This is a genomic window from Sorangium sp. So ce124 (genome assembly GCF_051525235.1).
In the GTDB taxonomy this organism is placed as follows: Bacteria; Myxococcota_A; Polyangia; order Polyangiales; family Polyangiaceae; genus Sorangium; species Sorangium atrum.
Genome location: NZ_CP150312.1, coordinates 7,658,181 through 7,682,153, shown reverse-complemented (window position 1 = coordinate 7,682,153; position 23,973 = coordinate 7,658,181). Strand labels below are relative to the sequence as shown.

At 72.8% G+C, this 23,973-nt stretch carries 20 protein-coding genes; 15 read left to right on the top strand and 5 right to left on the bottom strand.

Annotated elements, in window-relative coordinates:
* Nucleotides 1-13: 13 nt before the first annotated feature.
* Entirely contained in the window at nucleotides 14-1,054 is a 1,041-nt protein-coding gene (locus WMF19_RS28790) for a phosphatase domain-containing protein (protein ID WP_437323092.1), read from the bottom strand.
* A 533-nt stretch (nucleotides 1,055-1,587) separates the two neighbouring features.
* Here WMF19_RS28790 and WMF19_RS28785 point away from each other — a divergent pair.
* Together WMF19_RS28785 and thpR are read left to right on the top strand one after the other, a co-directional pair.
* Nucleotides 1,588-3,525, top strand: coding sequence for a M2 family metallopeptidase (locus WMF19_RS28785; protein WP_437901691.1), 1,938 nt, complete (start codon nucleotides 1,588-1,590; stop codon nucleotides 3,523-3,525).
* Between the two features lie 27 nt (nucleotides 3,526-3,552).
* Nucleotides 3,553-4,140 carry an RNA 2',3'-cyclic phosphodiesterase gene (gene thpR / locus WMF19_RS28780; RefSeq protein ID WP_012237718.1) on the top strand — a complete coding sequence of 196 codons (588 nt, stop codon included), beginning with the start codon at nucleotides 3,553-3,555 and terminating at the stop codon, nucleotides 4,138-4,140.
* 64 nt (nucleotides 4,141-4,204) lie between these two features.
* On the opposite strand, the gene norR is transcribed toward thpR, so the two are convergent.
* Nucleotides 4,205-5,782, bottom strand: a complete 1,578-nt coding sequence (gene norR, locus WMF19_RS28775) for a nitric oxide reductase transcriptional regulator NorR (protein WP_437893276.1) — start codon at nucleotides 5,780-5,782, stop codon at nucleotides 4,205-4,207.
* A gap of 327 nt (nucleotides 5,783-6,109) precedes the next feature.
* Between norR and WMF19_RS28770 the strand changes: the two genes are divergently transcribed.
* Complete coding sequence (locus WMF19_RS28770) at nucleotides 6,110-6,568, top strand: globin domain-containing protein (protein ID WP_437893275.1); 459 nt, start codon at nucleotides 6,110-6,112, stop codon at nucleotides 6,566-6,568.
* Between the two features lie 77 nt (nucleotides 6,569-6,645).
* On the opposite strand, the gene WMF19_RS28765 is transcribed toward WMF19_RS28770, so the two are convergent.
* The gene (locus WMF19_RS28765) at nucleotides 6,646-7,059 is read right to left on the bottom strand and encodes a secondary thiamine-phosphate synthase enzyme YjbQ (RefSeq protein WP_437893274.1); all 414 of its coding nucleotides are present in this window, start codon (nucleotides 7,057-7,059) and stop codon (nucleotides 6,646-6,648) included.
* Nucleotides 7,060-7,230: 171 nt separating this feature from the next.
* On the opposite strand from WMF19_RS28765, the gene WMF19_RS28760 reads away from it, so the two are divergent.
* Nucleotides 7,231-7,584: an HNH endonuclease gene (locus WMF19_RS28760; protein WP_437893273.1), complete on the top strand. Its 354-nt coding sequence runs from the start codon at nucleotides 7,231-7,233 to the stop codon at nucleotides 7,582-7,584.
* A 100-nt stretch (nucleotides 7,585-7,684) separates the two neighbouring features.
* On the opposite strand, the gene pdxH is transcribed toward WMF19_RS28760, so the two are convergent.
* Nucleotides 7,685-8,272 carry a pyridoxamine 5'-phosphate oxidase gene (gene pdxH / locus WMF19_RS28755; RefSeq protein ID WP_437893272.1) on the bottom strand — a complete coding sequence of 196 codons (588 nt, stop codon included), beginning with the start codon at nucleotides 8,270-8,272 and terminating at the stop codon, nucleotides 7,685-7,687.
* 195 nt (nucleotides 8,273-8,467) lie between these two features.
* Here pdxH and WMF19_RS28750 point away from each other — a divergent pair, with 195 nt between their 5' ends.
* From WMF19_RS28750 to WMF19_RS28710, 9 genes are all read left to right on the top strand, one after another.
* Nucleotides 8,468-10,021, top strand: a complete 1,554-nt coding sequence (locus tag WMF19_RS28750) for a serine/threonine-protein kinase (RefSeq protein ID WP_437893271.1) — start codon at nucleotides 8,468-8,470, stop codon at nucleotides 10,019-10,021.
* Nucleotides 10,022-10,050: 29 nt separating this feature from the next.
* Nucleotides 10,051-11,211, top strand: coding sequence for a hypothetical protein (locus tag WMF19_RS28745; RefSeq protein ID WP_437893270.1), 1,161 nt, complete (start codon nucleotides 10,051-10,053; stop codon nucleotides 11,209-11,211).
* 879 nt (nucleotides 11,212-12,090) lie between these two features.
* Complete coding sequence (locus WMF19_RS28740) at nucleotides 12,091-13,629, top strand: PQQ-dependent sugar dehydrogenase (protein WP_437893269.1); 1,539 nt, start codon at nucleotides 12,091-12,093, stop codon at nucleotides 13,627-13,629.
* A 243-nt stretch (nucleotides 13,630-13,872) separates the two neighbouring features.
* The gene (locus WMF19_RS28735; protein WP_272093998.1) at nucleotides 13,873-14,064 is read left to right on the top strand and encodes a hypothetical protein; all 192 of its coding nucleotides are present in this window, start codon (nucleotides 13,873-13,875) and stop codon (nucleotides 14,062-14,064) included.
* A 41-nt stretch (nucleotides 14,065-14,105) separates the two neighbouring features.
* Complete coding sequence (locus WMF19_RS28730) at nucleotides 14,106-16,277, top strand: hypothetical protein (RefSeq protein ID WP_437893268.1); 2,172 nt, start codon at nucleotides 14,106-14,108, stop codon at nucleotides 16,275-16,277.
* Between the two features lie 156 nt (nucleotides 16,278-16,433).
* The gene (locus tag WMF19_RS28725) at nucleotides 16,434-17,942 is read left to right on the top strand and encodes an FAD-binding oxidoreductase (RefSeq protein ID WP_437893267.1); all 1,509 of its coding nucleotides are present in this window, start codon (nucleotides 16,434-16,436) and stop codon (nucleotides 17,940-17,942) included.
* A 4-nt stretch (nucleotides 17,943-17,946) separates the two neighbouring features.
* Entirely contained in the window at nucleotides 17,947-18,486 is a 540-nt protein-coding gene (gene ruvC, locus WMF19_RS28720) for a crossover junction endodeoxyribonuclease RuvC (protein ID WP_437893266.1), read from the top strand.
* A 284-nt stretch (nucleotides 18,487-18,770) separates the two neighbouring features.
* Complete coding sequence (locus tag WMF19_RS28715) at nucleotides 18,771-19,469, top strand: LolA family protein (RefSeq protein ID WP_012237707.1); 699 nt, start codon at nucleotides 18,771-18,773, stop codon at nucleotides 19,467-19,469.
* A 378-nt stretch (nucleotides 19,470-19,847) separates the two neighbouring features.
* Entirely contained in the window at nucleotides 19,848-21,449 is a 1,602-nt protein-coding gene (locus WMF19_RS28710) for a PrsW family glutamic-type intramembrane protease (RefSeq protein ID WP_437893265.1), read from the top strand.
* A gap of 10 nt (nucleotides 21,450-21,459) precedes the next feature.
* On the opposite strand, the gene WMF19_RS28705 is transcribed toward WMF19_RS28710, so the two are convergent.
* Nucleotides 21,460-22,041: a serine O-acetyltransferase gene (locus WMF19_RS28705; RefSeq protein ID WP_272093992.1), complete on the bottom strand. Its 582-nt coding sequence runs from the start codon at nucleotides 22,039-22,041 to the stop codon at nucleotides 21,460-21,462.
* 258 nt (nucleotides 22,042-22,299) lie between these two features.
* Here WMF19_RS28705 and WMF19_RS28700 point away from each other — a divergent pair, with 258 nt between their 5' ends.
* Complete coding sequence (locus tag WMF19_RS28700) at nucleotides 22,300-23,007, top strand: response regulator (RefSeq protein WP_272093991.1); 708 nt, start codon at nucleotides 22,300-22,302, stop codon at nucleotides 23,005-23,007.
* Between the two features lie 177 nt (nucleotides 23,008-23,184).
* Nucleotides 23,185-23,955 (top strand): energy transducer TonB, encoded by a 771-nt coding sequence (locus WMF19_RS28695; RefSeq protein ID WP_437893264.1) that lies wholly within the window; start codon nucleotides 23,185-23,187, stop codon nucleotides 23,953-23,955.
* Nucleotides 23,956-23,973: the final 18 nt, after the last annotated feature.

The following is a 23,973-nucleotide window of genomic DNA, read 5'->3' as shown; positions in this document are numbered from 1 at the left end:
GCGGGCGGCGCGCTCACGCGAGCGCCGGCACGCCCGCGATGAGATCGCGCGCCGCCGGCCCTGCCTTCAGCGGGTCGCGGTGCGCGCCGAAGTGCCGCGCGTGATCCCGGACCGCGCCGATCGCCGCCTCGGGGGAGAGGCCGTGCCGGGCGCGCAGCCACGCTGCGAGCACGACGCCCGCGCGGCCCGCGCCGGACGCGCAGTGCACGACGGCGGGCGCGCCGCTGGACTCGGCGCGCCTGAGCGCGTCGAGCGCGCGCTCCAGCGCGTCGGGCGAGGGGAGCGCGCCCCCCTCGAGCGGCACGTGCGTCACCCGGAGGAACTCGCGCTGGTAGCGGCCGAGGAGCGGGATCCGGTGGAGCGCCAGCTCTCCCTCGTCGAGCAGGCAGAGCACCTCGCGCATGCCGTGCCGCGCCATGAAGGCGAGCCACGCCTCGACGGGCGCGTCGCTCGGATCCGGCTGTGAGGCCGAGCTCGGCGCCGCGACCACCGACGAGCGGATCCCGGAAGCCGACCAGAGCGCCATCCCGAAGCCGGGCCGCTCCGCGCCGTGGACGATCCGGTCGAGCGGCGACGCGGGCGCGAAGTTGAAGGGGGCCGGCGTCATCTGCTCGTGCGCGCTCCGGTAGAACAGCTCGAACTCCGCGACCGACACCTCGAGCTCGGGGTCGTCGATGGAGCCCGGCCGCACGCGCCGCACCTCGGCGATGGCCTCGGCCGCCGACCTGCCCAGCGACACGAGGCGGCACGCCAGCACGACGCCGGTGCGCCCGACGCCGCCCTCCCCGTGAACGGCGATCGGCCGCGGCGCCCGGCCGAGGAACGCCACGGCGCGGAGGAGGTCCACGCTCGGGATGCGCGTGAAGTCGGCGAGCGGGCAATGCAGGTGAATGAGCGGGCCCACCGCCGCAGGCGGCGGCGCCCGGCGCGAGAGCGACACCAGGCTGCGGAAGCCGAGCTCCGCGAGCTCCTCGACCGCCTGGGGCGCGTGGGGGTAGGCCATGCCGGCGAGCTCGCCGGGGATCACGAACGAGAAATTTTCGAGCTCACTCATGGCCGTCGCTCGGTGCGCAGGAGGTCGTGGCTTGCGCCTCGGGGTGGGGCGTCGGCCTGCACCTCGCGTCGAGGTCGCAGCTCGTCGCAGCGCTTCGCCGCCTCGCGCTGCGAGGCAACCGGGAGCAGCTGCATCGGGCCGTCGGGCGGCGGCCGCTCGCCCGTCCTGCGGGCGAGCGGGGCGCCGGGCGGGCGGCGGCGGCGAGGCCGAGGACCGCCGAGATCGTGGGCCTGGGCGCGAGGGCATTCCTCATGGTGGGTGCGCATTGTAACGGCAGTTCACCGCCGCATGGCAGCCGTCACCGCGGGGTGGTTCGTCCTGGTCGCGCCGAGCCGTGCGACGGGCGGGTGGTGCAGGTGAACAGCGGACGGTGCGGGTGAATCCCGAGGGGCGGGTGGATCCCGAGGGGCGGCGCGGCGGGGCCGCGCCCCGACGATCGCACGTCGCTCCTGGTTCCCTCGGCACGGTCCGGCGTGTATGAAGGGCCCGTGGTCCGCTTTGCCCTCGCCCGGACGGCCATCGCGCGTCCGCTGATGCTCGTCGCGCTCGGGCTGGGCGCGGCGTGCAGCGGCGCCGCTTCGCCGACGACGGCGCCAGCGCCGCCGCGCCAAGGTGAGGAGGCGCCCGCGACCCCGGCGCCCGCGGGGGCCCGGCCGGAGGCCGCCCCCCAGCAGGCGGCGCCGCCCGGCCCGGCCGAGGCGCAGGCCTTCGTGGCCGCCGTCGACCGGGAGCTGCGCAGGCTGCGGATCCAGTCCGCGCGCGCGTCCTGGGTGAACCAGACCTACCTCACGGACGACACCGACGCGCTCGCCGCCTCTGCCGAGGAGGCGAGCATGGAGTACCTGAGCCGCACGATCAAGGCGGCGGCGCGCTTCGACGGGCTCGCGTTGCCCGCGGATGTCTCCCGCCAGCTGGCGCTCCTCAAGCTCTCGACCTCCCTTCCGGCTCCGAGCGACCCGGCGGAGCGCGCCGAGCTCGCCGCGCTCTCGGTCGAGATGACGAGCCTGTACGGCAAGGGCAAGCACTGCCCGAAGGCCAGGCCAGGGCGGTCGACGACCGCAGCCCGGGGGGCTGCGCCCGCGGGCGCCGGGGCCGAGCCGAAGTGCCTCGCGCTCGACGAGCTCTCCAGCATCCTGAAGACCAGCCGCGACTGGGACGAGCTGCTCGACGCGTGGGCGGGCTGGCATGCGATCGCCCCGCCGCTCCGGCCGAAGTTCGAGCGCTACGTCGCCCTCGGCAACAAGGGGGCCACGGAGCTCGGCCTCCCGGACGTCGGCGCGCTCTGGCGAGCCGGCTACGACATGCCCCCCGACGCGTTCGAGGCCGAGACCGAGCGGCTCTGGGGCAAGGTGAAGCCGCTCTACGACGAGCTGCACTGCTACGTGCGCGCCAGGCTGCGCGCGATCTACGGCAAGGACAGGATCGGCGAGAAGGCCCCGATCCCGGCGCACCTCCTCGGCAACATGTGGGCGCAGGAGTGGTCGAACGTCTACGCGCTCATGGAACCGTACAAGGGCCAGCCCTCGCTCGACGTGACGCGGAAGATCAAGGCGAAGAAGCTCGACGAGAAGAAGATGGTCTCGCTCGGCGAGCGGTTCTTCACCTCGCTCGGGTTCGACCCGCTGCCGGCGACCTTCTGGGAGCGATCGCTGCTCAGGAAGCCGGCCGACCGCGAGGTCGTCTGCCACGCGAACGCCTGGGACGTGGGCGACCGGGACGATCTCCGCCTCAAGATGTGCATCGAGCCGAGCGAGGAGGATCTCATCACGATCCACCACGAGCTCGGGCACGTCTATTACTTCCACCAGTACTACAAGCTCCCGATCCTCTTCCAGTCGGGCGCCAACGAAGGCTTCCACGAGGGGATCGGGGACACGCTGGCCCTCTCCGTGACGCCGAGCTACCTGAGGTCGCTGGGGCTGCTCGACAGGGTGTCCCAGGACGAGAAGGGGGTCATCAACTTCCTCTTCAAGAAGGCGCTCGACAAGATCGCGTTCCTCCCGTTCGGCAAGCTCATCGACCAGTGGCGGTGGGATGTCTTCTCGGGCAGGACGAAGCCGGCCGACTACAACGCGGCGTGGTGGGCGCTGCGGCTGAAGTACCAGGGCGTCGCGCCGCCGGTGCAGCGCAGCGAGGCCGATTTCGACCCGGGGGCGAAGTTCCACGTCGCGGCGGGCGTCTCGTACATGCGCTACTTCCTCGCGCATATCTACCAGTTCCAGTTCCACCGCGCGCTGTGCAAGGCGGCCGGGCACACGGGGCCGCTCCACACGTGCTCGATCTACGGCAGCGCGGCGGCGGGCGAGAAGCTGCGCGCCATGCTCTCGCTCGGCGCGAGCCGCCCGTGGCAGGAGGCGATGCAGGCGGTGACGGGGGAGACCGCCGCCGATCCGGGCGCGATGCTGGAGTACTTCGAGCCGCTCCGGAGGTGGCTCAAGGAGCAGAACAAGGGTGAAGTCTGTGGGTGGTAATTGAGCGTGGGTGAGCGTAGGTGAGCTGTGCGCGTCTTCGTCGCCGTTGATCCGGGAGCCGAGCTCCTCGCCAAGGTCGGAGATCTCCTGCGGGAAATCTCGCCACGGGCTCCGTCCGCCAAGTGGGTGGAGCCTGCTGGGCTGCATATCACGCTCGCCTTCATGGGCGAGATCGGAGAGGAGCGCCTGCCGCTCGTCATCGCTGCCGCCGGGAGCGTCGCCGCATTCCACAGGCCGCTCACGTTGCGCATCGAGAAGGGCGGCGCGTTCGGAACGCGGCGCCGCCCCCGCGTGCTCTGGCTCGGCGTGGGCGGCGCGGTCGGCGCCCTCACCGCGATCCACCGCGACCTGGAGCAGACGCTCTCGATGTCGACGGGCTACGTGCCGGAGGACCGGCCGTTCGAGCCGCACCTCACCCTCGCCCGCTCGCGCGATCCGCGCGGCGATCCGGCGCTCGACGCCTGCGCTCAGGCGGTCGGCAGCGTCGACTTCGGCGAGACGCGGATCGAGGAGATCATCGTCTACCAGAGCGAGCTGACCCCGAAGGGGGCGCGCTACACGGCGCTCGCGCGCGTGCCGCTCGAAGGGATCGGCACCCCCGAGCCGGCGCGCTGAGCGTCGTCCTCCGCCGAGGTGCTCCGCTCCGCCCTTCGAGAGCACGGCGTCTCGCTCGGGCTCCTCAGCGCTTGCGTGGCCCGGCAGGAGGGATGAGCCCGAGGCGCACCGCCTCCTTGTAGGCGAACGATCGGCTCAGCCCGAGCAGCCGCCCGGCCGTCGCCGCGTTGCCGCCTGCTGCCCGGAACGCTCGGGCGAACGCCTCGCGGCGGGCCCTCTCCAGCGCCTCTGCCAGCGGCTCCACGGGCAGCCCTTGCAGCGCGTCCGCGAGCCGCAGCCGCTCCCCGGGGAGCTCGATCCGCGGGGCGGGCGAGCGCTCCGGCGCGTCGCCATCGATCGCGTCGACATCCTCGCGCCGCACGACGATCGCCCTGCCGGCTGCGCTCTTGCCCTCCGAGATCGTCCGGCGAAGCACGGCGCGCTCCACGGCGTTCTTCAGCTCGCGGACGTTGCCCGGCCACGCTCCCTGCGCGAGCGCGCTCAGCGCCGGCTCGGTGAAGTCCACCCGCCCCGCGCCGAGCTCGGCCGCGAGCTCGGCGGCGAAGCGCTCGCAGAGGGCGGGGATGTCCTCGCGCCGCTCGCGCAGGGGCGGCACGCAGATCGGGTAGACCCAGAGCCGATGGAACAGATCGGCGCGAAAGCGCCCCTCGGCGACCTCTCGCCGGAGATCGCGGTTCGTGGCCGCGACGACCCGCGCGTCGACGCGGCGCGCCCGGTCCTCGCCCACGGGCTGGATCTCCCCCTCCTGCAGCGCGCGCAGGAGCTGCGCCTGCGCCGAGAGCGGGAGCTCGCCGATCTCGTCGAGGAAGATCGTCCCGCCGTGCGCCGCCTCGAACCTGCCGGCGCGCGCGGTCGTGGCGCCGGTGAACGCGCCTCTCCTGTGGCCGAAGAGCTCCGATTCGACCAGCTGCGCGGGGATCGCCGCGCAGTTGACGATCACGAGCGCCCGGCTCGCCCGGGGCGATCGCTCGTGCAGCGCGCGGGCGACGAGCTCCTTCCCCACGCCCGTCTCGCCCGTGACGAGCACCGGCACCGACAGCGGGGCGAGCACCGCGATCTCGCGCTCGATCCGCTGCATCGCGGCCGATCGGCTCGCCGGCGCCGGGCCCCTTGACGCCGGGCCGAGCGCGCGGCGCGCCTCCGGGCGGGCGTCAAGCAGCCCGGCGCCGGCGTCGAGCCGCAGCGCGCCGGCGCAGAGCCCCGCGAACACGCGCGCGTCGTCGTCGTGCAGGCCGCGGAGGCCGTGGGGATCGCAGGCGTCCAGCGTCAGCAGCCCGGCGAGGCGGCCCTGCACGTGCAGCGGCACGGCCATGCAGGCGTGGATCGGATGGATCTCTCCGTGACTGCCGAGCAGCCAGCCGCTGTAGGGATCAGGCTCGCTCGGGTCGAGGAACCGGATCGGCCCGACCGCCTGCGTCGCCCTGCGGAGCCGCGGGTGCTCGGCGGGCCGGAAGCTCATCCCCAGGGCGGCCGGCGACAGCCCGATCTGGGCGGCGACACCGACCGAGCCGTCCTCCGCCGCCGTGAGCACCGAGAGCGCGTCCGCCGCCGTCACCCGCGCGAGCGCGCGCAGGATCCGCTGCAGCGCCTCGTCGCGGGCGGGCGCTTCCGACAGGCTGAGCACGGCGTCGAGCAGGGTCACGCGGGTTCCTCGAGGAGACGGGTGCGACGGAGGTTTCCTGTCGGAGACTCCGGCAGGAAACACCGTGAGGTGCAGCGGAGCAAGGCGCGCGGCGGGCCGGCGCGCGGGTGGGCGCCGCCGGAGCGGCCGCTCTCGGCAGCCGGCCGGGTTTCCCATGGGAAACCGCCGCTTGTCGACGGGCGCGCCGAGCCGGCGAGATCGACGCGATCCGCGGAGAAACGCCCCTGGCACAGCCCGTGCGAGCGCGTTCGGCCAGCGCGCGCCGACGGGCGAATCGACCGCCGACGATGGCTAGCACGGGCGCAGCGCCCGGCCTGGAGGTTTGTCATGGGATTGAACGTTGGCTTGCTGCGGGAGAGCTTCGAGCTCGTGATCGAGAGGGAGCCCAACCTCACGCACCGTTTCTACGGGATCCTGTTCTCTCGGTATCCGCAGGTGAAGCCGCTCTTCGGGCGCAATAGCCAGGAGCAGCAGGAGAAGATGCTCACGGAGGCGCTCGCCGCTGTCATCGACCGCCTGGAGGACGCGTCGTGGCTCGAGGAGAAGCTCATGGCGATGGGGGCAAAGCACGTCGACTACGGCGTCACGGACGCGATGTACCCCTGGGTCGCCGACGCGTTGAGCTCCGCGATGGCCGAGGTCGCGGCCGCGGACTGGTCCCCGGCGCACCAGAAGGCCTGGACCGACGCGCTCGGCGCGATCGCCTCGCTCATGCAGCGCGGCGCGAGGGAGTACGGCGCCGCGAGGCCCCACGCGCCGCCGCCCGCCGCGCACGCGGGCGGTTAGGCCGCGCACGCTGGCGGCCAGGGAGGCGAGCCCCCTCGACGTTGTCGCCCGCGGAGCCCGCGCGTCGGCCGGCGCCGTCACTCCCCCATCGCCTTCACGACGACGCGCTTGCGCCGGCCGCCGTCGAACTCCGCGTAGAAGATCTGCTGCCAGGGCCCGAGATCGAGCTTCCCCGCGGTGATGGGCACGATCACCTGGTGGTGCACGAGGATCGATTTGAGGTGGGCGTCGCCGTTGTCCTCGCCGGTCCTGTGGTGCTTGTAGTCGGGCCCCTCGGGGGCGAGCTGCTGGAGCCACGCCCAGATGTCCTCCCAGAGGCCCGGCTCGTGGTCGTTCACGAACACGCCGGCGGTGATGTGCATGGCGCTCACGAGGACCATGCCTTCCCGGATGCCGCTGGCGGCGACGACGGCCGCGACGCGCTCGGTGACGTTGATGAGCTCGCGCCTGGCCTTCGTCTCGAAGTAGAAATAATCGGTCTTCGACTTCATGGCTTCTCCCCCGCGCGGGTCACGGAGCGTGACGGAGCGCGCGTGATCGACGATCGCGCCCCGGCGGCTTGCCGCCGCGGGCGCGCGCCGGCTCCCGGGCTCCATAGCCCACCTCCAGGCCCTTCGCGAACCGCGTGCGGGCGCCGCGCCGTGGGACTACGATCGAGCGCCGTGAAGGCGGCGCGGCGGCGGCTCATCCTCGATATCGTGGCGACCGACGCGACGTTCGAGCGCACCGAGATCCGGGGTCAGGCGGCGTGGGTGGGCAAGTGCATCCATTGCCTGTCGCACGTGGTCGTCGGCCTCGACGGCGAGCCGATCCAGCGCGCGACGATCGAGCACATCGTCCCGCGCGCGCACGGCGGGACGGACGCGCTCGACAACCTGGCGCTCGCGTGCGGCCGGTGCAACGCGCTGAAGGGCATGCGGCTCGACGTCCGGCGCCGCGACGACCCGAGGCTCGTCGCGGTGATCGAGCGGCTCAGGGAGCGCAAGGCGAGCCGCCTCCGCGACGCCGGGACGTAGCGCCGCTCCGCCGTGGCGGTGCGGGCATGGCCCCCGCGCAGGAGGCCCCGTCGGGATCCGGACGCGCGGCCGCGAGGGCTCCCTCCTCGCGGCGCCGCGCTCAGGGGTAGAGCCGCTCGACGCGCCAGCCGTCGCCGTGGCGGACGTACACCACGCGATCGTGCAGGCGGTTCTCCTGGCCGTACCAGAACTCGACGCGCTCCGGCACCACCCGGTAGCCGCCCCAGAACTCCGGCCGAGGCACTGGCCGGCCCTCGAAGCGGAGCTCGATCTCGCGCACCCGATCGAGGAGCGCCTCGCGCGAGGGCAGCGGCGCGCTTTGCCGGGACGCCCACGCGCCGATCTGGCTGCCCCGCGCGCGGGTCTCGAAGTAGGCGTCCGACTCCGCGTCGCTGACCCGCTCGATGCGCCCCTCGACGCGGATCTGCTCGGCGGCCTTCGCCCAGTGGATGCACAGCGCGGCGAACGGGTTCGCCGCGAGATCCATCGACTTGCGGCTCTCGTAGTTGGTGAAGAACACGAACCCGCGATCGTCGATGCCCTTCAGCAGCACCATCCGCGCCGAGGGGCGCCCGGACGCGTCCGCCGTGGCCAGCGTCATGGCGGTCGCGTCGGTCGGTTCGGTGGTTTGCCGCTGCTCGAGGAGCTCGCGCGCGAGGACGAACGGATCGGTCGGCTCGGTGATCATGGTGAAATTGCGTCATGCATATACAAGCAGAGCGCGCCGCTGGCGAACCTGCGATGCGCGCGCGCGACACGCGCGACCTCGGGTGGATAATGGCGGCGCGGCGGCTTCCCTTGCTCCTCGCCGATTTCCGGGAAAGCTCGCGTTGTCGCGCACGCGCTGGTTTGATACTAGCGGAGGGGCAGAGCGAGGGCGTGCATGGTCGTACCGGTGAGCGTGGGGGACGTCCTCGCGGAGAAATACGAGGTCGAGCGCGTCCTCGGTGAAGGCGGGATGGGCGTTGTCGTCGCCGCCCGCCATCTCCTGCTCGGCGAGCGGGTGGCCATCAAGTTCCTGCGGCCCGAGGCCCGCGAGCGCGCGGACCTCGTCGCCCGCTTCCTGCGCGAGGGGCAGGTCGCGGCGCGCATCCGCAGCGAGCACGTGACGCGCGTGTACGACGTCGGCACGCTCGCGCGCGGCGAGCCTTACCTCGTCATGGAGTACCTCGAGGGGACCGATCTGAAGGCCGTCCTGCGCGACCGCGGGCCGCTCCCGGTCGCGCTCGCCTGCGACTACCTGCTCCAGGCGTGCGACGCGCTCGCGGAGGCGCACGCGCTCGGCATCATCCATCGGGACCTGAAGCCGGCCAACCTGTTCCTGACCCAGCGGGCCGACGGCAGCCCGCTCATCAAGGTCATCGACTTCGGCATCTCCAAGATGGCCCTCGCGGCGGAGGCGGCCGCGCCCAAGGCGCACGACATGACCGAGAGCTCGGCGATGCTGGGCTCGCCGTTCTACATGGCGCCCGAGCAGATGGTCTCCTCGAAGAGCGTCGACGTGCGGGCCGACGTCTGGTCGATGGGCGCCATGCTCTATCAGCTGCTCACGGGCGCCGTCCCCTTCCGGGGCGACTCCGCGATGGCCATCTACGACCGCATCCTGGAGGGACCGCCGCGGCTCGACGCGCAGCGGTCCGACGTGCCCGAGCGCCTGGGCTGGGTGGTCCAGCGCTGCCTCCAGAAGAGCCCTGCCGATCGCTTCGGCAACATCGCCGAGCTCGCTGCCGAGCTCGCCCGGTTCGCGCCGCCGCACGCGCAGCACCTGGCTGACCGCGCCGCGCGCGTGCTGCAGATCCGCCTCGACGCGAGCGCCGAGGCGGGCCGCGCGCCCGGGCCGCCCCGGCGCTCGACCTCCACGTCGCCCGGGCCCGCGACGCCCTCGTCCAGCGACTCGGATGGGAAGGGCGTGGCGGCCGGCTCCGCGTGGGATGGCGCGCCCACGGCGCTCCTCTCGGACGGCGCGGCCACGGATCGCTCCTGGGGCGGCACGCGCGCCTCGTCGCGCCAGGGCGGCGGGGCGCGCGCCCTCGGGATCGCGGCGGCCCTCGCGGCGGCGCTCGTGGGCGCCGCGGGGCTCGCGTGGCTCGCGTGGTTCGCGCTCCGCGCCCCCGCGTCGGGTGGGGCGCCGCATGCCGCGTCGGCGTCCTCGCTGGCGCCGGAGGCGCCCCTGGCGCCGGAGGCACCCTCGCGCGACGCGGCGGTGCCCGCGGCAGATCTCGCTGCGGGCAAGGCGGCCGAGCTCCTCGACGGCGGCCCTGCGCCGCCGCCTGAAGCGCCCGTGTCCGAGCTCGCGACCGCGCGGCCGACCGAGAGCGGGTCTGCGGCGCCGCGGCCGATGGCATCGTCGAAGGGCGCGCGGTCGTCGGGGCGGACGCCGCCGCCGACCCGCCCCACATCGACTGCGCCGCAAGACCTCTTTTCCGATCCGCGATGACATTCCGTGAGCCCAGGAGAGGTGCCGTCTTGCTTTGCCATCGTCGTCTCTCGAGCCTCTGTCCGGAGTCCGGCAGCTCTGCGGAGGTCTCCCGCGCGCCGCTGGCCGGGGCCGGTCGCCGTCGAGCGGCAGCGCTCCTGTCGGCGCTCGCTGCGCTCGCCTCGCTCGCGCCGGCCGCGCGCGCCGCCGAGCCGACCCGGGAGGAGCGCGCTGCTGCGGTCGCGCTGTTCGACGAGGGCCGCGCGCTGATGGCCGCAGGGAAGCACGCCGAGGCCTGTCCGAAGTTCGCCGAGAGCCATGCGATCGACCCGGGCATCGGCACCCTCTTCAACCTCTCCGACTGCTACGAGCGCACCGGCAAGATCGCGACGGCGTGGATCGGCTTCCGCGACGTCGCGGCCGCCTCGCTCTCGGCCGGGCAGACGGAGCGGGAGCGGGTGGCGCGCGCCCGGGCCGCCGCGCTCGAGCCGCGGCTCTCCCGCCTGCAGATCGTGGTCCCGCCGGCGGCGGCGATTGCGGGGCTGGGCCTCACGCGGGACGGGGTCGCCGTGGGCAGGGCGCTCTGGGGGACGGCGGTGCCGCTCGACCCGGGTGAGCATCGGATCGCCGCGGCCGCGCCTGGGCATGAGCCCTGGGAGGCGAAGGTCACGATCGACAAGCCGGGCGTGGTGAGCGTCACGGTGCCGGCGCTCGAGCGCGCCACGGAGCCGGCCTCCGCCTCGGGAGCGATCGGCGCGCCGACGCCGGCGGTCGCGTCGCCGCCCCCGGTCCATCCGCCGGCGAGCGACCCGCCCTCGGCGGAGGGGGGGAGCGTCCGCAAGCCGCTCGGCATCGTGGGGGTCGGGCTCGGCGTGGTCGGGCTCGGCGTCGGCACGGCGCTCGGCTTCATGGCGAAATCGACGTTCGACAAGGCCACCGACGGCGGCCATTGCGACGAGGCGGGCCGCTGCGTCGATCAGACGGGCCTCGATCTGCGCGACGACGCGGTCGCGAAGGGCAACATCGGGACGGCCGTGTTCATCGCAGGGGCGGCCCTCGCCGTGGGCGGGGCGATCCTCTGGATCACCGCGCCGTCTGCGCCTGATGCCGCGGCGGCGTCCGTGCGCGGCCGCGGGCCGACGGCCGACGCACCCTGGAGCGCGCGCGTCGGCCTGGGCCCCGGCAGCGTCTGGATCGCGGGCACTCTCTGAGCGGAGCGCCCTGGAGCAGGAGGGGGCGTCGTCGCAGCGGCGGCGCTCGCGGGATGCCCCACGACGTCCGGCATCGAGCCGGGTGAGCCGATTGGCACCGATGACAGCGGAGAGCCGGAGTGAGCGAGGGCGCCCGGAGATACCGGCGTTCGACGCGGCGCCTCGATTGACACGGATCGCCTCTCCGACGTGGCGCCGTGCGGCGAGCTGGATCGATGATGCCGAGTCGGCCGGCATCGTTTGCGGCGCACGCGTGAAACAGAGCACGTCTCTCCGCCGGGGCTCGTCCGGCGCGCCGAGCCAGGCGCCGTAGCGCTATGGCGCGGCGCGGCTGGCTTGCTGGTGACGCTGCGCGCCGGCCAGCGCGCTCCGGTGGCGAGGGTGTGGCGAGCGATGATCCGTCGCAGGCGATGATCAGAAGGGTCCTGGACGGGAATATAGCCCCGGCCCCGAGCGGACCTCGGGGACTCGCACGTACCGCTCTGTTTCAAATATCCACCTCGGCGAGTGAGCAGCGCATCAAAGGCCCACGCCGGCGTGCGCCAGGTGCATTTCATCTGAACGGCTGATCAAAATGTGGGCAATGCTGCTCGACGCCGGTCGAGTGGCGCTGTTCTCCCATTGCCCCATTGCGGCGGCGACCGGGCGAGCAGGCCTGTCGAAGGCCCTTGAGCCCACAGGCCATGGAGAGAGGAGCCCGGCCGGCGTCGCCGAGCTCGCATCGAGCAAACGCACGCCGTCGGCCGGCCAGGCGAGCGGGTGTTGACGTTCTGCAGGCATGATCCGTCACCTGCTCACCCGGGCTCCGATGTCCTGTTCTTTCGTCCGGCAGTAGTTCATGAGTGCGCCACGGCGCTTGTCATGTATAGAATGCGTCCCATGACGAAACAGCGTTCAACCTTGGCTTTGTGGATGACCTTCGCGCTGGGTGGCGGCGCGTGTCTCGCGCTGGGCGCCGGTGCGTGCAGCGACGACGGGGCGACCGGCTCTGGCGATTCCGCGACGAGCGGAGGGAACCAGGGTTCCTCCGGTACGCAGACGGGGACGGGGGCCGGCGCTGGCTCCGCCTCCAGCTCCGGCGCAGGCGCCGGCTCCAGCTCTGGTTCCGACGCCGCCTCCGGCTCTGGTTCCGGCTCCGGCTCCGGCGGTGGCAGCAGCACCACGTCGTCGTCCGGGACCACCGCCGGACAGGGCGGCTCCGGCGCCGGCGGCGGCGACCCGGTGGAGTGCGATGCCAGCGCGGCGCCCGACGTCGGGAAGCTGGCGCTCGCTCCCGTCGTCACCGGCGTGGACAAGCTGGTTTACGCCGCTCAGCCGAAGGGGTCGAGCGACTGGTATCTCGTGCTGCAGACGGGGCAGATCCGCGTGTTCTCCGGCGGTCAGCTGCGCAGCGGGGTCTTCCTCGACGTGAGCAGTCAGATCCAGCTCAGCTCCGGCGCCTTCGACGACGAGCGCGGGGTCATCAGCATGGCGTTCCCGCCCGACTACGCGACGAGCGGCAAGTTCTACATCATGATGACGGCGACCACGGGCACGAACATGAACCGTGACATGGTGGTCGAGTACAAGCGGTCCAGCGATCCTTACGTGGCGGACGCGAACTCGGCGAAGACGATCTTGCGGCTCGACGCGTCCGCGGTGAATCACAACGGCGGCCATATCGTGTTCGGGCCCGACGGCATGCTCTACGTCGGCACGGGCGACGGGGGCGGGTCCTGCAACAGCGACAAGCCTGGCGGGTCGCAGGATCCGGCCTCGCTGTTCGGCAAGATCCTGCGCCTCGATCCGAATGCCGCGGAGCCGTACGCCGCGGCCGGCAATCCCTTCGACGGCACGGCCTCGCGGGTCTGGCACTATGGTCTGCGCAACCCGTATACCTTCACCTTCGACCGGGGGACGGGCGACCTCTTCATCGGCGATGTCGGCCAGGATAGCTACGAGGAGGTCGACTACGTTCCTGCCGGCACCTCGGGGCTGAACTTTGGCTGGCCGAAGTGGGAAGGCACCCACGCGGATACCTGCCAGGGGCGCACCATGCGCGCGGGCGATACGCACACCCCGCCCATCACCGACATGGATCGGCGGCAGAGCGCGACAGGGCCGTACCGCGACTACAAGTCGGTCGTCAGCGGATTCGTGTACCGGGGCAGCCAGGTGCCGCAGCTCCGGGGCGTCTACCTGTTCGGCGACTACACCGGAGGGAAAATGGGCGCGCTCATGCAGTGCGGGGCGCAGACGTCGCCCATCACGGTCATCAACAAGAACCCCGATCCGAACGCGCCGAACGCTCCGGCGTTCACGCGTCAGGGCAACCTGCCGACCTTCAACGCGCTGACCGCGATCGTCGAGGACAACGACGGCGAGCAATACTTCGTCGCGAATCGCAACAGCCTGGTGAAGATCGTTCCCGGGACCTGAGCAGGCCGCCCAGGGCGCGGGCGCCGGATCTCGCGCCCGGCCCTGGATCCTGCGCGCGAGCTCCCGCACGCTCCTGCACGTTCTTGCACGCGGGCGGCCAAGCTCGCCCGCTCCGCCTCCGCCGACGCAGCCAACCCCGCGCAGCCGCCGTCGCGCCGCCTCCGATGGCAGCGGACGGCGCGCCCCCCTTTCGAGCGCCCAGCGGATGTGCTTCGCTTGCCCCGCTCGTTCAGGAGGAGTCCCATGAAGAATGTCTTGACAGTGCTTGTGGCGCTCGGCGCCATGTGTCTCTTCGGCTGCGAGGGCAAGCCCCAGGCGACGCCCGAGGCGAAGCCCGCGGCCACGACCGAGGCGGCGAAGCCCGCGCCCAAGGCCGAGCCGGACAAGGCGGCGCCGGCCGAGACCGCGAAGCCGGCGAGCACCGGCGGCTGGTGATCGGCGCGGCGGCTCGGCCCGCTGCCCCGCGGCGCAGGCGCATGGCCGCGGTCCGCCTCGCGCTCACGCTCTCGCTCGGCCTGACCGCCCTGGCGTGCGATGGCCGCCCTGCGCCGCCGGTCCACGGCGGTGCCCCCGATCCGGACCCGCTCGAGCCGCTGCGGCGCTTCGAGGCGGCGCGCCGAGCGGAGGCCGATTTCTCCCGCGCACCCAGCTCCGACCGGCTGTTCGGGCCCGACCCCATCGCGCTCCGCCCCGTGGATCCGCTGGGCCGCCCCGCCGCGCCGGGCGCGCCCGCGCTGCTCTCTCCGCTCCGTGGCCGCGACGCGCTCGTCCTGCTCGACGGGTCGCTTCGCGAGCTCTCCCGCGCCCCCGCGCCGGCCTCGCCGACAGGGGTCGCGGTCGTGCCCAGCGGCGAGGTCTTCGCGAGCGGCGAGGCGTCGCCCTCGCTCTTCCGCTACGCCGTCCGCGGCGCCTCGCTCGAGCCCGCGGGGCGCATCGAGCTCGCGGGCCTCCACGGCGTCCGGGACCTCGCGGCCGGCCCCGAGGGCCTCCTTTACGCGCTCGACGAGCGCGCCGGCACGCTCGTCACGCTGCGCCCTGGTCACGCCGGCGCGGACGGACGCATCGAGGTCGAGCGCTGGGACGAGCCGATCGGCGCTGGGCCGTTCCGCGTCGTGCGCCTCGCGCATCACCTGATCGTCGATTGCCTCCTCGACCACACGCTCGTCGTGCTCCCGGTCGGCGCCGACGGCCGCCCGCTCCCGGGCGGCGCGGCGCGCGTCCGCCACGACGGCCCGATCTGGAGCTTCGACGCCCTCGAGACGGGCGGCGCCGGGGGCGGGCTCCTGCTCGCGGCTGGCGGGGTCGAAGATCACCCGCTCGACCGGACCGGCGGCTCGTTCGGATACATCGACTCGTTCGTCTTCCTCTACCGCGTCGCTGCCGGCGCCCGGCCCGAGGTGACGCGGCTCTCGGCCGTGAACGTCTCGGAGCTCGGCGTGCTCACCCCGAAGGCGATCGCCCTCTCGGCGATCCCCGGCTCGAGCGGCGTGCGCGTGATCGCGACCGGCTATGGCGGCGATCGCAGGGCCGAGCTCCTGTTTCGCGCCACGGACGCCGGCCTCGGGAGCGCGCCGGAGGTCTCCACCCGCCCGCTCGTCCCCGGCGTGGCCGCCATGGCCGCGCTCGGCGGGGGCGCCTTCGCCTACGCGAACCCGTTGCTCGACGCGTGGCTGCTCGACGCAGGCGACGGCGCGGTCGTGAAGCAGCCGGTCCGGGACGGCGAGGACGCCCGCTCCGACGAGATCCGTATCGGCGAGGCGCTCTTCTTCACCTCGCTGATGGCCCCGTGGAACAAGGCCGACGGCCCGCTCAGCAGGTTCACGTGCGAGACGTGCCACTTCGAGGGCTACGTCGACGGCCGCACGCACCACACGGGCCGCGGCGACGTGCGCGCCACGACCAAGCCGCTGCTCGGTCTGTTCAACAACCGCCCCCACTTCTCCCGCGCCCTCGATCCGGATCTCACCGCGGTGGCGGACAACGAGTTCCGCGTCGCCGGCGCGCTGAGCGGCCACGACCCCTGGTTCTCCATCTCGAGCGAAGGTGCGCCGTGGCTCGCCGAGCTCGGGCTCGTCGACGCCGGGCGCGATGCGCGGTCGCCCGAGGCGCTCCGCCGCGCGCTGATGAGCTTCCTCATGGCGTTCTCGCATCGCGCGAACCCCGCCGTCCTCGGCCGAACGAGCTTCACCCCGCTCGAGCGCGACGGCGCGCGGGTGTTCCGGGACCGCTGCGCTCGCTGCCACGCGCCGGTGCTCTTCAGCGACGATGCCGGGCCCGCGGTGCCGTTCGAGCGCTGGGAGGCCCTCGTGTTCGCGCCCGAGGGCGCGATCGTGTGGGGGAGGGCCGGGTACGAGAAGACCGGCGTCGTCCCGTACGTGCACGAGGACGGCGCGCGGGTGCCGTCGCTCCGGCGGCTCTACAAGAAGCGGCCCTACTTCACGAACGGCTCCGCGAAGACGCTGCGCGAGGTGCTCGAGCGGGCGCGCTTCGAGGACACGGGCGGTCGCGCCGCCGGCGATCGGCGCGGCGCGGCCGCCGGGGCTGTGCCGGGCGCCTTCTTCCACGACGGCGCGCCCGCGGGCGAGGGCCTCGTCGCGCTGGACGCCGGCGCGATCGAGGCGCTCCTCGCCTTCCTCGATCTGCTCTGATCGCGCGGCGCGTCCGCGCGCCCACGGGCAGGCAGACCGAGGGCGCGGCGTGCGGAGCGCGCGTGTCCGCGAACCAGATCCCGGCCGCGGCCAGCCCTGAGGCCGCCCGCGCGGATCCGCCCAGCATCGCCGCGCGATCCGCGGTAAATGGGGGAGATGCGACAGCACCCCACGTTCCCCCGCCCGTCGGCGTCGGCCATCGACAAGGCGCGCCGGCTCCTCGAGCGCGCGCTCGGCCCCTCGAAGGTCATCACGTCGGCCGACGGGTGCGCGGCCTACGCGGGCGACGAGTCGGATCAGCCGCCGGTGAGCCCGGATGCGGTCGTGCTCGCGTCCTCGGCGGCCGACATCGAGAAGGCGGTGCGGGCGGCGAGCGAGGCGGAGGTGCCGGTCGTGCCGCGCGCCGCTGGCAGCGGCAAGTCGGGCGGCGCGGTGCCGGTGGGGGGCGGGATCGTCATCGCCACGATCGGCATGAACTCCATCAAGGAGATCAGCCGTGAGGAGCAGATCGCGGTCGTGGAGCCGGGCGTCATCCTCGCCGACCTGCACGCGGCCGTCGAGGCCGAGGGGCTCTTCTACCCGCCCGATCCGAACTCGCTCAAGATGTGCGCGCTCGGCGGCAACATCGCCGAGAACGCGGCGGGCCCGCGCGCCTTCAAGTACGGCGTCACGCGCGAGTATGTGCTCGGGCTCGACGCGATCCTCATCGATGGCACGCGCCTCCGCACCGGCCGGCGCACGGTGAAGGGCGTGACGGGGTACGACGTCACGGCGCTGCTCGTCGGCAGCGAGGGCACGCTGGCGATCACGACGGAGGCGACGCTCCGGCTCATCGCGAAGCCCCCGTCGGTCATGACGCTGCTCTGCCTGTTCCCGGACGTGCGCGCCAGCGGGCGCGCGGTGAGCGCCCTGGTCGCCGCCGGCGTCGTCCCGCGCTGCCTCGAGCTGCTCGATCGCCCCACGCTCGACGCGGTCCGTGCGCGCGGCGTCGGGGTCGACGAGCGCGCGGGCGCGATGCTGATCATCGAGGTCGACGGCGAGCCCGCGGACTGCGAGGTCCAGGCCGAGCGGGTGGGGGAGGTCTGCATGGATGCCGGGGCGCTCGACGTGCTCGTCGCGCAGGACGAGGCGCAGCGCGAGCGGCTCTGGGAGGCGCGCCGCCAGCTCTCGCCCACGACGCGCGCCATGGCGCGCTACAAGATCTCGGAGGACGTCGTGGTCCCGCGCGACAAGATCCCGGCGCTGCTCGACGAGGTCGCGGAGATCTCGGCGGCGACCGGCGTCCGCATGCTGACGTACGGCCACGCCGGGGACGGCAACCTCCACGTCAACCTGCTCTGGAACGACCCGGACCTCGTCCCCCAGGTGGAGACGGCGCTGTCGCGCCTGTTCCGCGCGGTGATCGGCATGCGCGGCACGCTGAGCGGCGAGCACGGCATCGGGACGTCGAAAGCGGACTTCCTCGCGCTCGAGCAGTCGCCGGAGCTCATCGCGATCGAGCGCAAGATCAAGGCGCTGTTCGACCCGAAGGGCCTGCTCAACCCGCACAAGATCTTCCCGCGGCGGACGCTCGAGGCGGCCGAGCGTGGCGAGCGAGACGGGGGGCCCGAGCGCGCGCCGGGCTTCCCGACCCACGTCGTGGCGCCCTCGCACGGGGCGTGCTGAGCCGATGCGGGTCCTCGGCATCGATCCCGGCTCGCGCCACCTCGGCTGGGGCCTGCTCGTGCGGCAGGGCACGCACATCGAGCACGTCGCGCACGGCGTCATCGACATCGACACGAGCGGGACGTTCGCCGGCCGGCTCGTGGAGATCGACGACGAGCTCGGCAAGGTGATCGCGTCGCTCGCGCCCGACGCGGCCGCGGTGGAGAGCCTGTTCTTCGCCAAGGACGCGCAGAGCGCGGCGAAGCTCGGCCACGCGCGCGGGGTCGTGCTGCTGCGGCTGGCGCGCGCGGGCGTGCCGATCTCGGAGTATCCGCCGGCGCTGGTGAAGCGGACGATCGTCGGCCGGGGCGCGGCCGAGAAGGCGCAGGTCGCGCAGGTGATGACCGCGGTCCTGCGCCTCGCCGCCCCCCCGCGGCCGGACGCGGCCGACGCGCTGGCCATCGCGATGACCCACCTCAGCGCCGCGGGCTTCGCGGCCGCGCTGGCGGCGTCGGGCGCGCCCGTCCCGCGCCGCGCCCGGCCGCGACGGGCGCGCCTCGGTTGAGCGGGCCGACGCGGCTCCCTGGTTGCACGTGGGGACGCCAGGCGCGGCGCCTCGGTTGACTGCGTGGCTCGGGGCCGGCGGGGGCGGTCCGGGCGCACATCCCGTGTGCTATGGAGCCTGCATCGGACGCTCCCGCGCCGCGTCCAACATGAAAATCGTGCGGCGCGCCCCGGCTTCAGCGAGGGTGCGGCGCCAGGGCACGGAGCCGGCGGTGCATCGCCGGCGCCCCCGTCGCCGACGAGCGGGGGCGACACGCCTCTGGACATCAAAGGAGATCGGGAAGGATGACGCGAACCTCACTCAACCGCCTCGCCGCCGCGTGCCTCATCGGGCTGACGGCGCCCCTCACGGTCGTGCTCGCGACGCTCGCGACCGCCGGCGAGTCCCAGGCCGCGGGTCCCACCGCCGAAGAGCTCGGCAGGCGCGTCCAGCAGTTCTACGACTCCACGAAGACCTTCAAGGCGAGCTTCACCCAGACCTACACGATCAAGGTCCAGGACGTGAAGAAGGTCTCCACCGGCAAGGTGACCTTCGAGAAGCCGGGCAAGATGAGCTGGATCTACGACGCGCCGAACGGAAACCGGGTCGTCTCCGACGGCGTCACGATCAAGGTCTACGAGAAGGACAACGAGCAGATGTTCGAGACCCCGGTGAAGGGCTCTCAGTATCCGGCGGCGCTCGCGTTCTTGATGGGCAAGGGGCAGCTCACGAAGGATTTCTCGCTGCGACTGCTCGATCCTGCGCAGATGAAGTTCGAGGGCGGCTATGTCCTCGAGGGCACGCCGAAGGAGGCGACCCCTGCGTATCAGAAGATGCTCCTCTACGTGGATGGGCAGACCAACCAGGTCCGCCGCGTGCTGATCCTCGACGCGCAGGGCAACCGGAACCGGTTCGATTTCTCGTCGCCGGTCGTGAATCAGCCGGTCGGGAAGACCGAGTTCGATTTCACGCCTCCTCCGGGCACGCGCGTCGTCCGCCCCTGACGTTCTCCCGCCCCGTTCCCGGCGCGGAGAGGCTGCTGCCGCGTTACCCGGCCGACCCCGACAGCGCGTGAAACTCGTGGAAGCGGAGCGTCACAGCCTCCGCGCTCCTCGCCGGCAGCGCGCCGTGGCGAAGCTGCTGGGATATATGCCCGGCGCGTCCCTGCCGTGGTAGAAATATTGCGTGATACTTCGATCCCACGGGCGTGAGCGACAGCTCCGAGGCTGGCGTCGCCCACCGCGGATCGTCACCGCTGCTTTCGGCTCCACGCGCGCGGCGGGGATTCGCCTCGGCTGAACGGTCACCCGCTGTCACGAGGCTTTCGCGAGAGCGCTCGATCCATGAACAATCCCCCCGGACATCGTCCCGATTCCCCCGGCGTGCCGCAACAACCCCGGCCGGCGGAGCGGTTGAGCGAGCGCGCGCAGCCTGGTGGTGGGCAGCTCCCTTCGGGGTATCCGGCGCAAGGCGCGGGTCAGAGCTCCACGGGGCAACCGCCCTACGGGCCGCAGGGGCACGCGTACGCGCAGGCGCCGCAGGGGCACGCGTACGCGCAGGGGCCGCAGGGCTACGGGCAGGGGCACGCGTATCCGCAGGGACCGCCAGGACACGCGTACGCGCAGGGACCGCAGGGGTATGCGCAAGGGCCGCAGGGACATGCCTACGCGCAGGGGCCGCAGGGCTATGCGCACGGGCACGCGTACGCGCAGGGGCCGCAGGGTCATGCGCAGGGGCCGCAGGGGCATGCGCACGGGCCGGAGGGGCACGCGTACCCGCAGGCACCCCAGGGCTACGCGCAGCGGCACCAGGGGCACGCGTACGCGCATCACAACGCAGGCTACCCGGCGGCCGTTCGGAGGTTCGATCCGGACCGGCGGCTGCGCATCGCCGGGCTGTGGCTTTGGGCCATCGGCCTCATCGCGGGCGCGATCCTCAACGTGCTCTTCACGCTCCTCGGCGTCATCGAGTCCGGGGGGAGCATGCTGAGCGCCATGCTCGTCGGGGCGCTCTTCGCGTTCCCGCCGCTCGTCCTCTACCTGTTCGTCCCGATGATCATCGATCGGTACGATCCCGAGCCGTGGTGGTGCCTGGTGATGGCGTTCCTGTGGGGCGCGCTCGCGGCGACCGGCTTCTCGATCCTGATCAACACCGGCGTCCACATCGGCGTCTCAAGCAACTTCGGCGAGCCGGCCGGCGAGCTCGTCAGCGCATCGGTCAGCGCGCCGTTCGCAGAGGAGCTCTTCAAGGGGCTCGGCGTGTTCGGCTTCTTCTACTTCCTGCGCCGGGAGTTCGATGGGATCGTCGACGGCATCATCTACGCGACGTTCTGCGCGCTCGGCTTCGCCGCGGTGGAGAACGTGCTCTATTACGCGCGCGCCTCGATGCAGGGCAGCGACGTGCTCGCCGGCACGTTCGTCCTGCGGGGCGTCTTCACGCCCTGGCTCCACCCGCTGTTCACGTCGATGACCGGCATCGGCTTCGGGCTCGCCCGGGAGTCGTCGAGGACGTGGGTGCGCGCGACGGCCCCGATCGGCGGCTACCTGCTCGGCGTCGCGCTTCACGCGGTGTGGAACTTCCTCCCGACCGCGCTGGGGCGCGCGATGGGGGACATCTTCATGCCGTGGCTCCTGCTCTGGCTGTGCTTCGTCGCGTCGTTCTTCGGGATCATCGTGGCGCTCGTGATCCGCAAGGGCTGGGTGATCCGGGATCATCTGCGCGATGAGGTCGCGCTCGGCATGCTCACCCAGGACGAGCTCGAGCTCGTCTGCTCGCCGATCGGCCGGCTCCGGTGCACCCTGGGCTGGCGCGGCGCCACGGGGCGGAGCTTCATCCGCGCTGGAGCGCGGCTCGCGCTCAGCAAGTGGCACACAGCGCGCGCGCTGCAGGCGCGGAACCGCACCCTGAGCGCCGATTTCATCGGCCCGCTCCGGCAGGAGATCGCGCAGCTCAGGCAAGAGCTCCTCACGCGCGCTCCCCGGTAGAGCGCAGCGGTCAGCTCTGCGAGGTGTTCGTCCCGTCCGCGGCTGGGCGCGCGGCGGGCTGGGCGGCTCGGTCCTCGCGCCGCTGCACGGGCTTCGCGGGGATGCCCACGACCGTGGTGTTCGGCGCGACATCGTGCACGACCACGGCGTTGGCGCCGATCCTGGCGCCGTCGCCGACCGTGACCCCGCCGACGATCTTCGCCCCCGCGCCGATGAAGAGGTCGCTCCCGAGCACCGGTGTCTGCCGCCGATCGGCGCCGATGGTCACCTGATGCTCGATGAGCACGTTCGAGCCGCCGCGGACGTTGCCGTTGATGACGACGCCGTTCGAGTGGATGAGCACGAAGCCGGGCCCGAAGTCAGCGCCGCGCCCGATCACGCAGCCGCCGGCCAGGTTGGTCGCCTTGTTGAGCACCATCTCGAGCACCGGCATCCGGTGGGCTCGCGCGGCCTGCGTGAACCTGTAGAGGACCATCGCCGCCGTGCCGTCGGTCGCCAGCGTCTTCAGGATGGTCGGCAGTGGATCGCTGCCGTAGCACCATGTGGCCTTCTGGCGCACGTCGGCCGCGATGAGTCGCAAAGTCCGCAGCATTGGACGAGGCTAGCGCATCTCGCCTCGCCCGTGCGACCTTTCGCCGCGCGCCCGAGGGGCACGTCGTCGCGAGCGCCCGCGCGACATTTCGCCGCGCCTCTGCGCCTGCGCGCCCCTGCTACATCTCGTCGTGCGTGGTCGTGCATGGTCGTGCGTCCGTTGCGCCTGCGTGCCCGCGCGGTCTTTTCGCCGCCGCACCGCCCTGTTGCCATCCGGTCATCGGTCCGTCACATCGCTCGGGTACACGCGCTCTTCACCATGGCGCGGATTTTAGTCATCGAGGACGAGCCGGCGCTCCAGAAGGTGCTCGATTACAACCTCAGGCAAGCCGGGCATGAGGTGCTCCTCGCGGGGCAGGGCGGTGAGGGGGTCCGGCTGGCCATGGACCAGCGGCCCGATCTCGTCCTGCTCGACCTCATGCTGCCGGACATCCCAGGGACCGAGGTGTGCCGTGCTCTACAGCAGAGCGATGGCACCCAGCGGATCCCCGTGATGATCGTGTCGGCCCGCGGGGACGAGGTCGACCGCATCGTCGGCTTCGAGCTTGGCGCCGTCGACTACGTGGTCAAACCGTTCAGCGTGCGGGAGCTCGTGCTGCGCGTGCAAGCCGTGCTCCGCCGCGCGAAATCCTCCGGGGACGGGGAGCGGAGCATCGAGTTCGGGTGCCTGCGGATCGACGAGGGCGCTCACCGCGTGTGGGTCGAGCGCGAGGAGGTCGAGCTGACGCTCCTCGAGTTCAAGCTCCTCGTCGCGCTGTACGAGGCGCGCGAGCGCGTGCAGACGCGCACCGCGCTCCTCGACGGCGTCTGGGGCATCGACGTGAGCATCACGACGAGGACCGTGGACACCCACGTCAAGCGGCTTCGCGACAAGCTGCGCCGCGCTGGCGATTATATACAGACCGTCCGCGGTATCGGCTATCGATTCGCCGCTTCGCCCGATCTCCCCGAGAGCCGCAGCGCCTGAGCGGCCTGCCGGGCGAGCACGACAATCGTTGCCCCACCGTCACCGGGCCGCAACGACAACCAGTGTACCGTGCAGACGGTGATTCACATGCTGGGCGACGTTCTCGAAGACTGCCGGTCCCTCTCATGAGGTCCGGCGGAGCTCCGGTGTCATCGCCAGCGTGTGTCGGGAGCCTCGATGCATCTTGAGACGTGGAGTGCAGGGGAGGCCGATCCTGAGCGGGCGAAGCGGCTCGCGATCGGGGTTGCGGCTGGGCTCCTGCTGTTCGCGGCCATCGCGCTCGCCGCCGCCCGCCTGAGCGGCGCGATCGCGCCCCCTCCGCCCGAGGAGGAGGTCGTCGAGGTCAAGCTCGCCACCCAGCTCCCCGAGGCGCCCCCCGTGGCCCCGGCGCCCGCGCCCCCGCCGCCGGCGGCGGAGGCTCCGGCGCCTCGCCCCGCGGCGCCCCGGCGCCCGGCACTCGTCGCGCCGACCGCGGTGCCCAGCGAGGCGCCGGCGGAGGCGGACCCGAGCCAGGCCAAGGCGAGCAACGACGACACCTACGGTGAGCCGGGAGGCGTACCGGGCGGCGTACCCGGAGGGGTCCCCGGCGGCACGGGGACGGCCGCCGTGGCTGCGCCCGCGCCGCCGCCGCCACCGCCCCCTCCGCCGCAGCCGAAAGGGCCGATTCACCTCCCCGAGAACGCCACGCCGCCTGTCGCGCTCTCCAATTCGCTCCCTCCCATCCCCGAGGCGGCGCGGAGCGCGGGGATAGAGGCCACCGTGGTGGTCCGGTTCGTGGTGACCGAGACCGGCGAGGTCACGAACGTCACCATCGTCCGCGGCCATCCGCTGTTCGACGACGTGGTGCTCGCGACCGTGAAGACGTGGCGCTACCGGCCGGCGATCCACGAGGGCAGGCCGGTGTCGACCTTCAAGACGGTCAGGATCCCGTTCAAGGCGAAGAGATGACGTCGAGCGCGCGGCCGC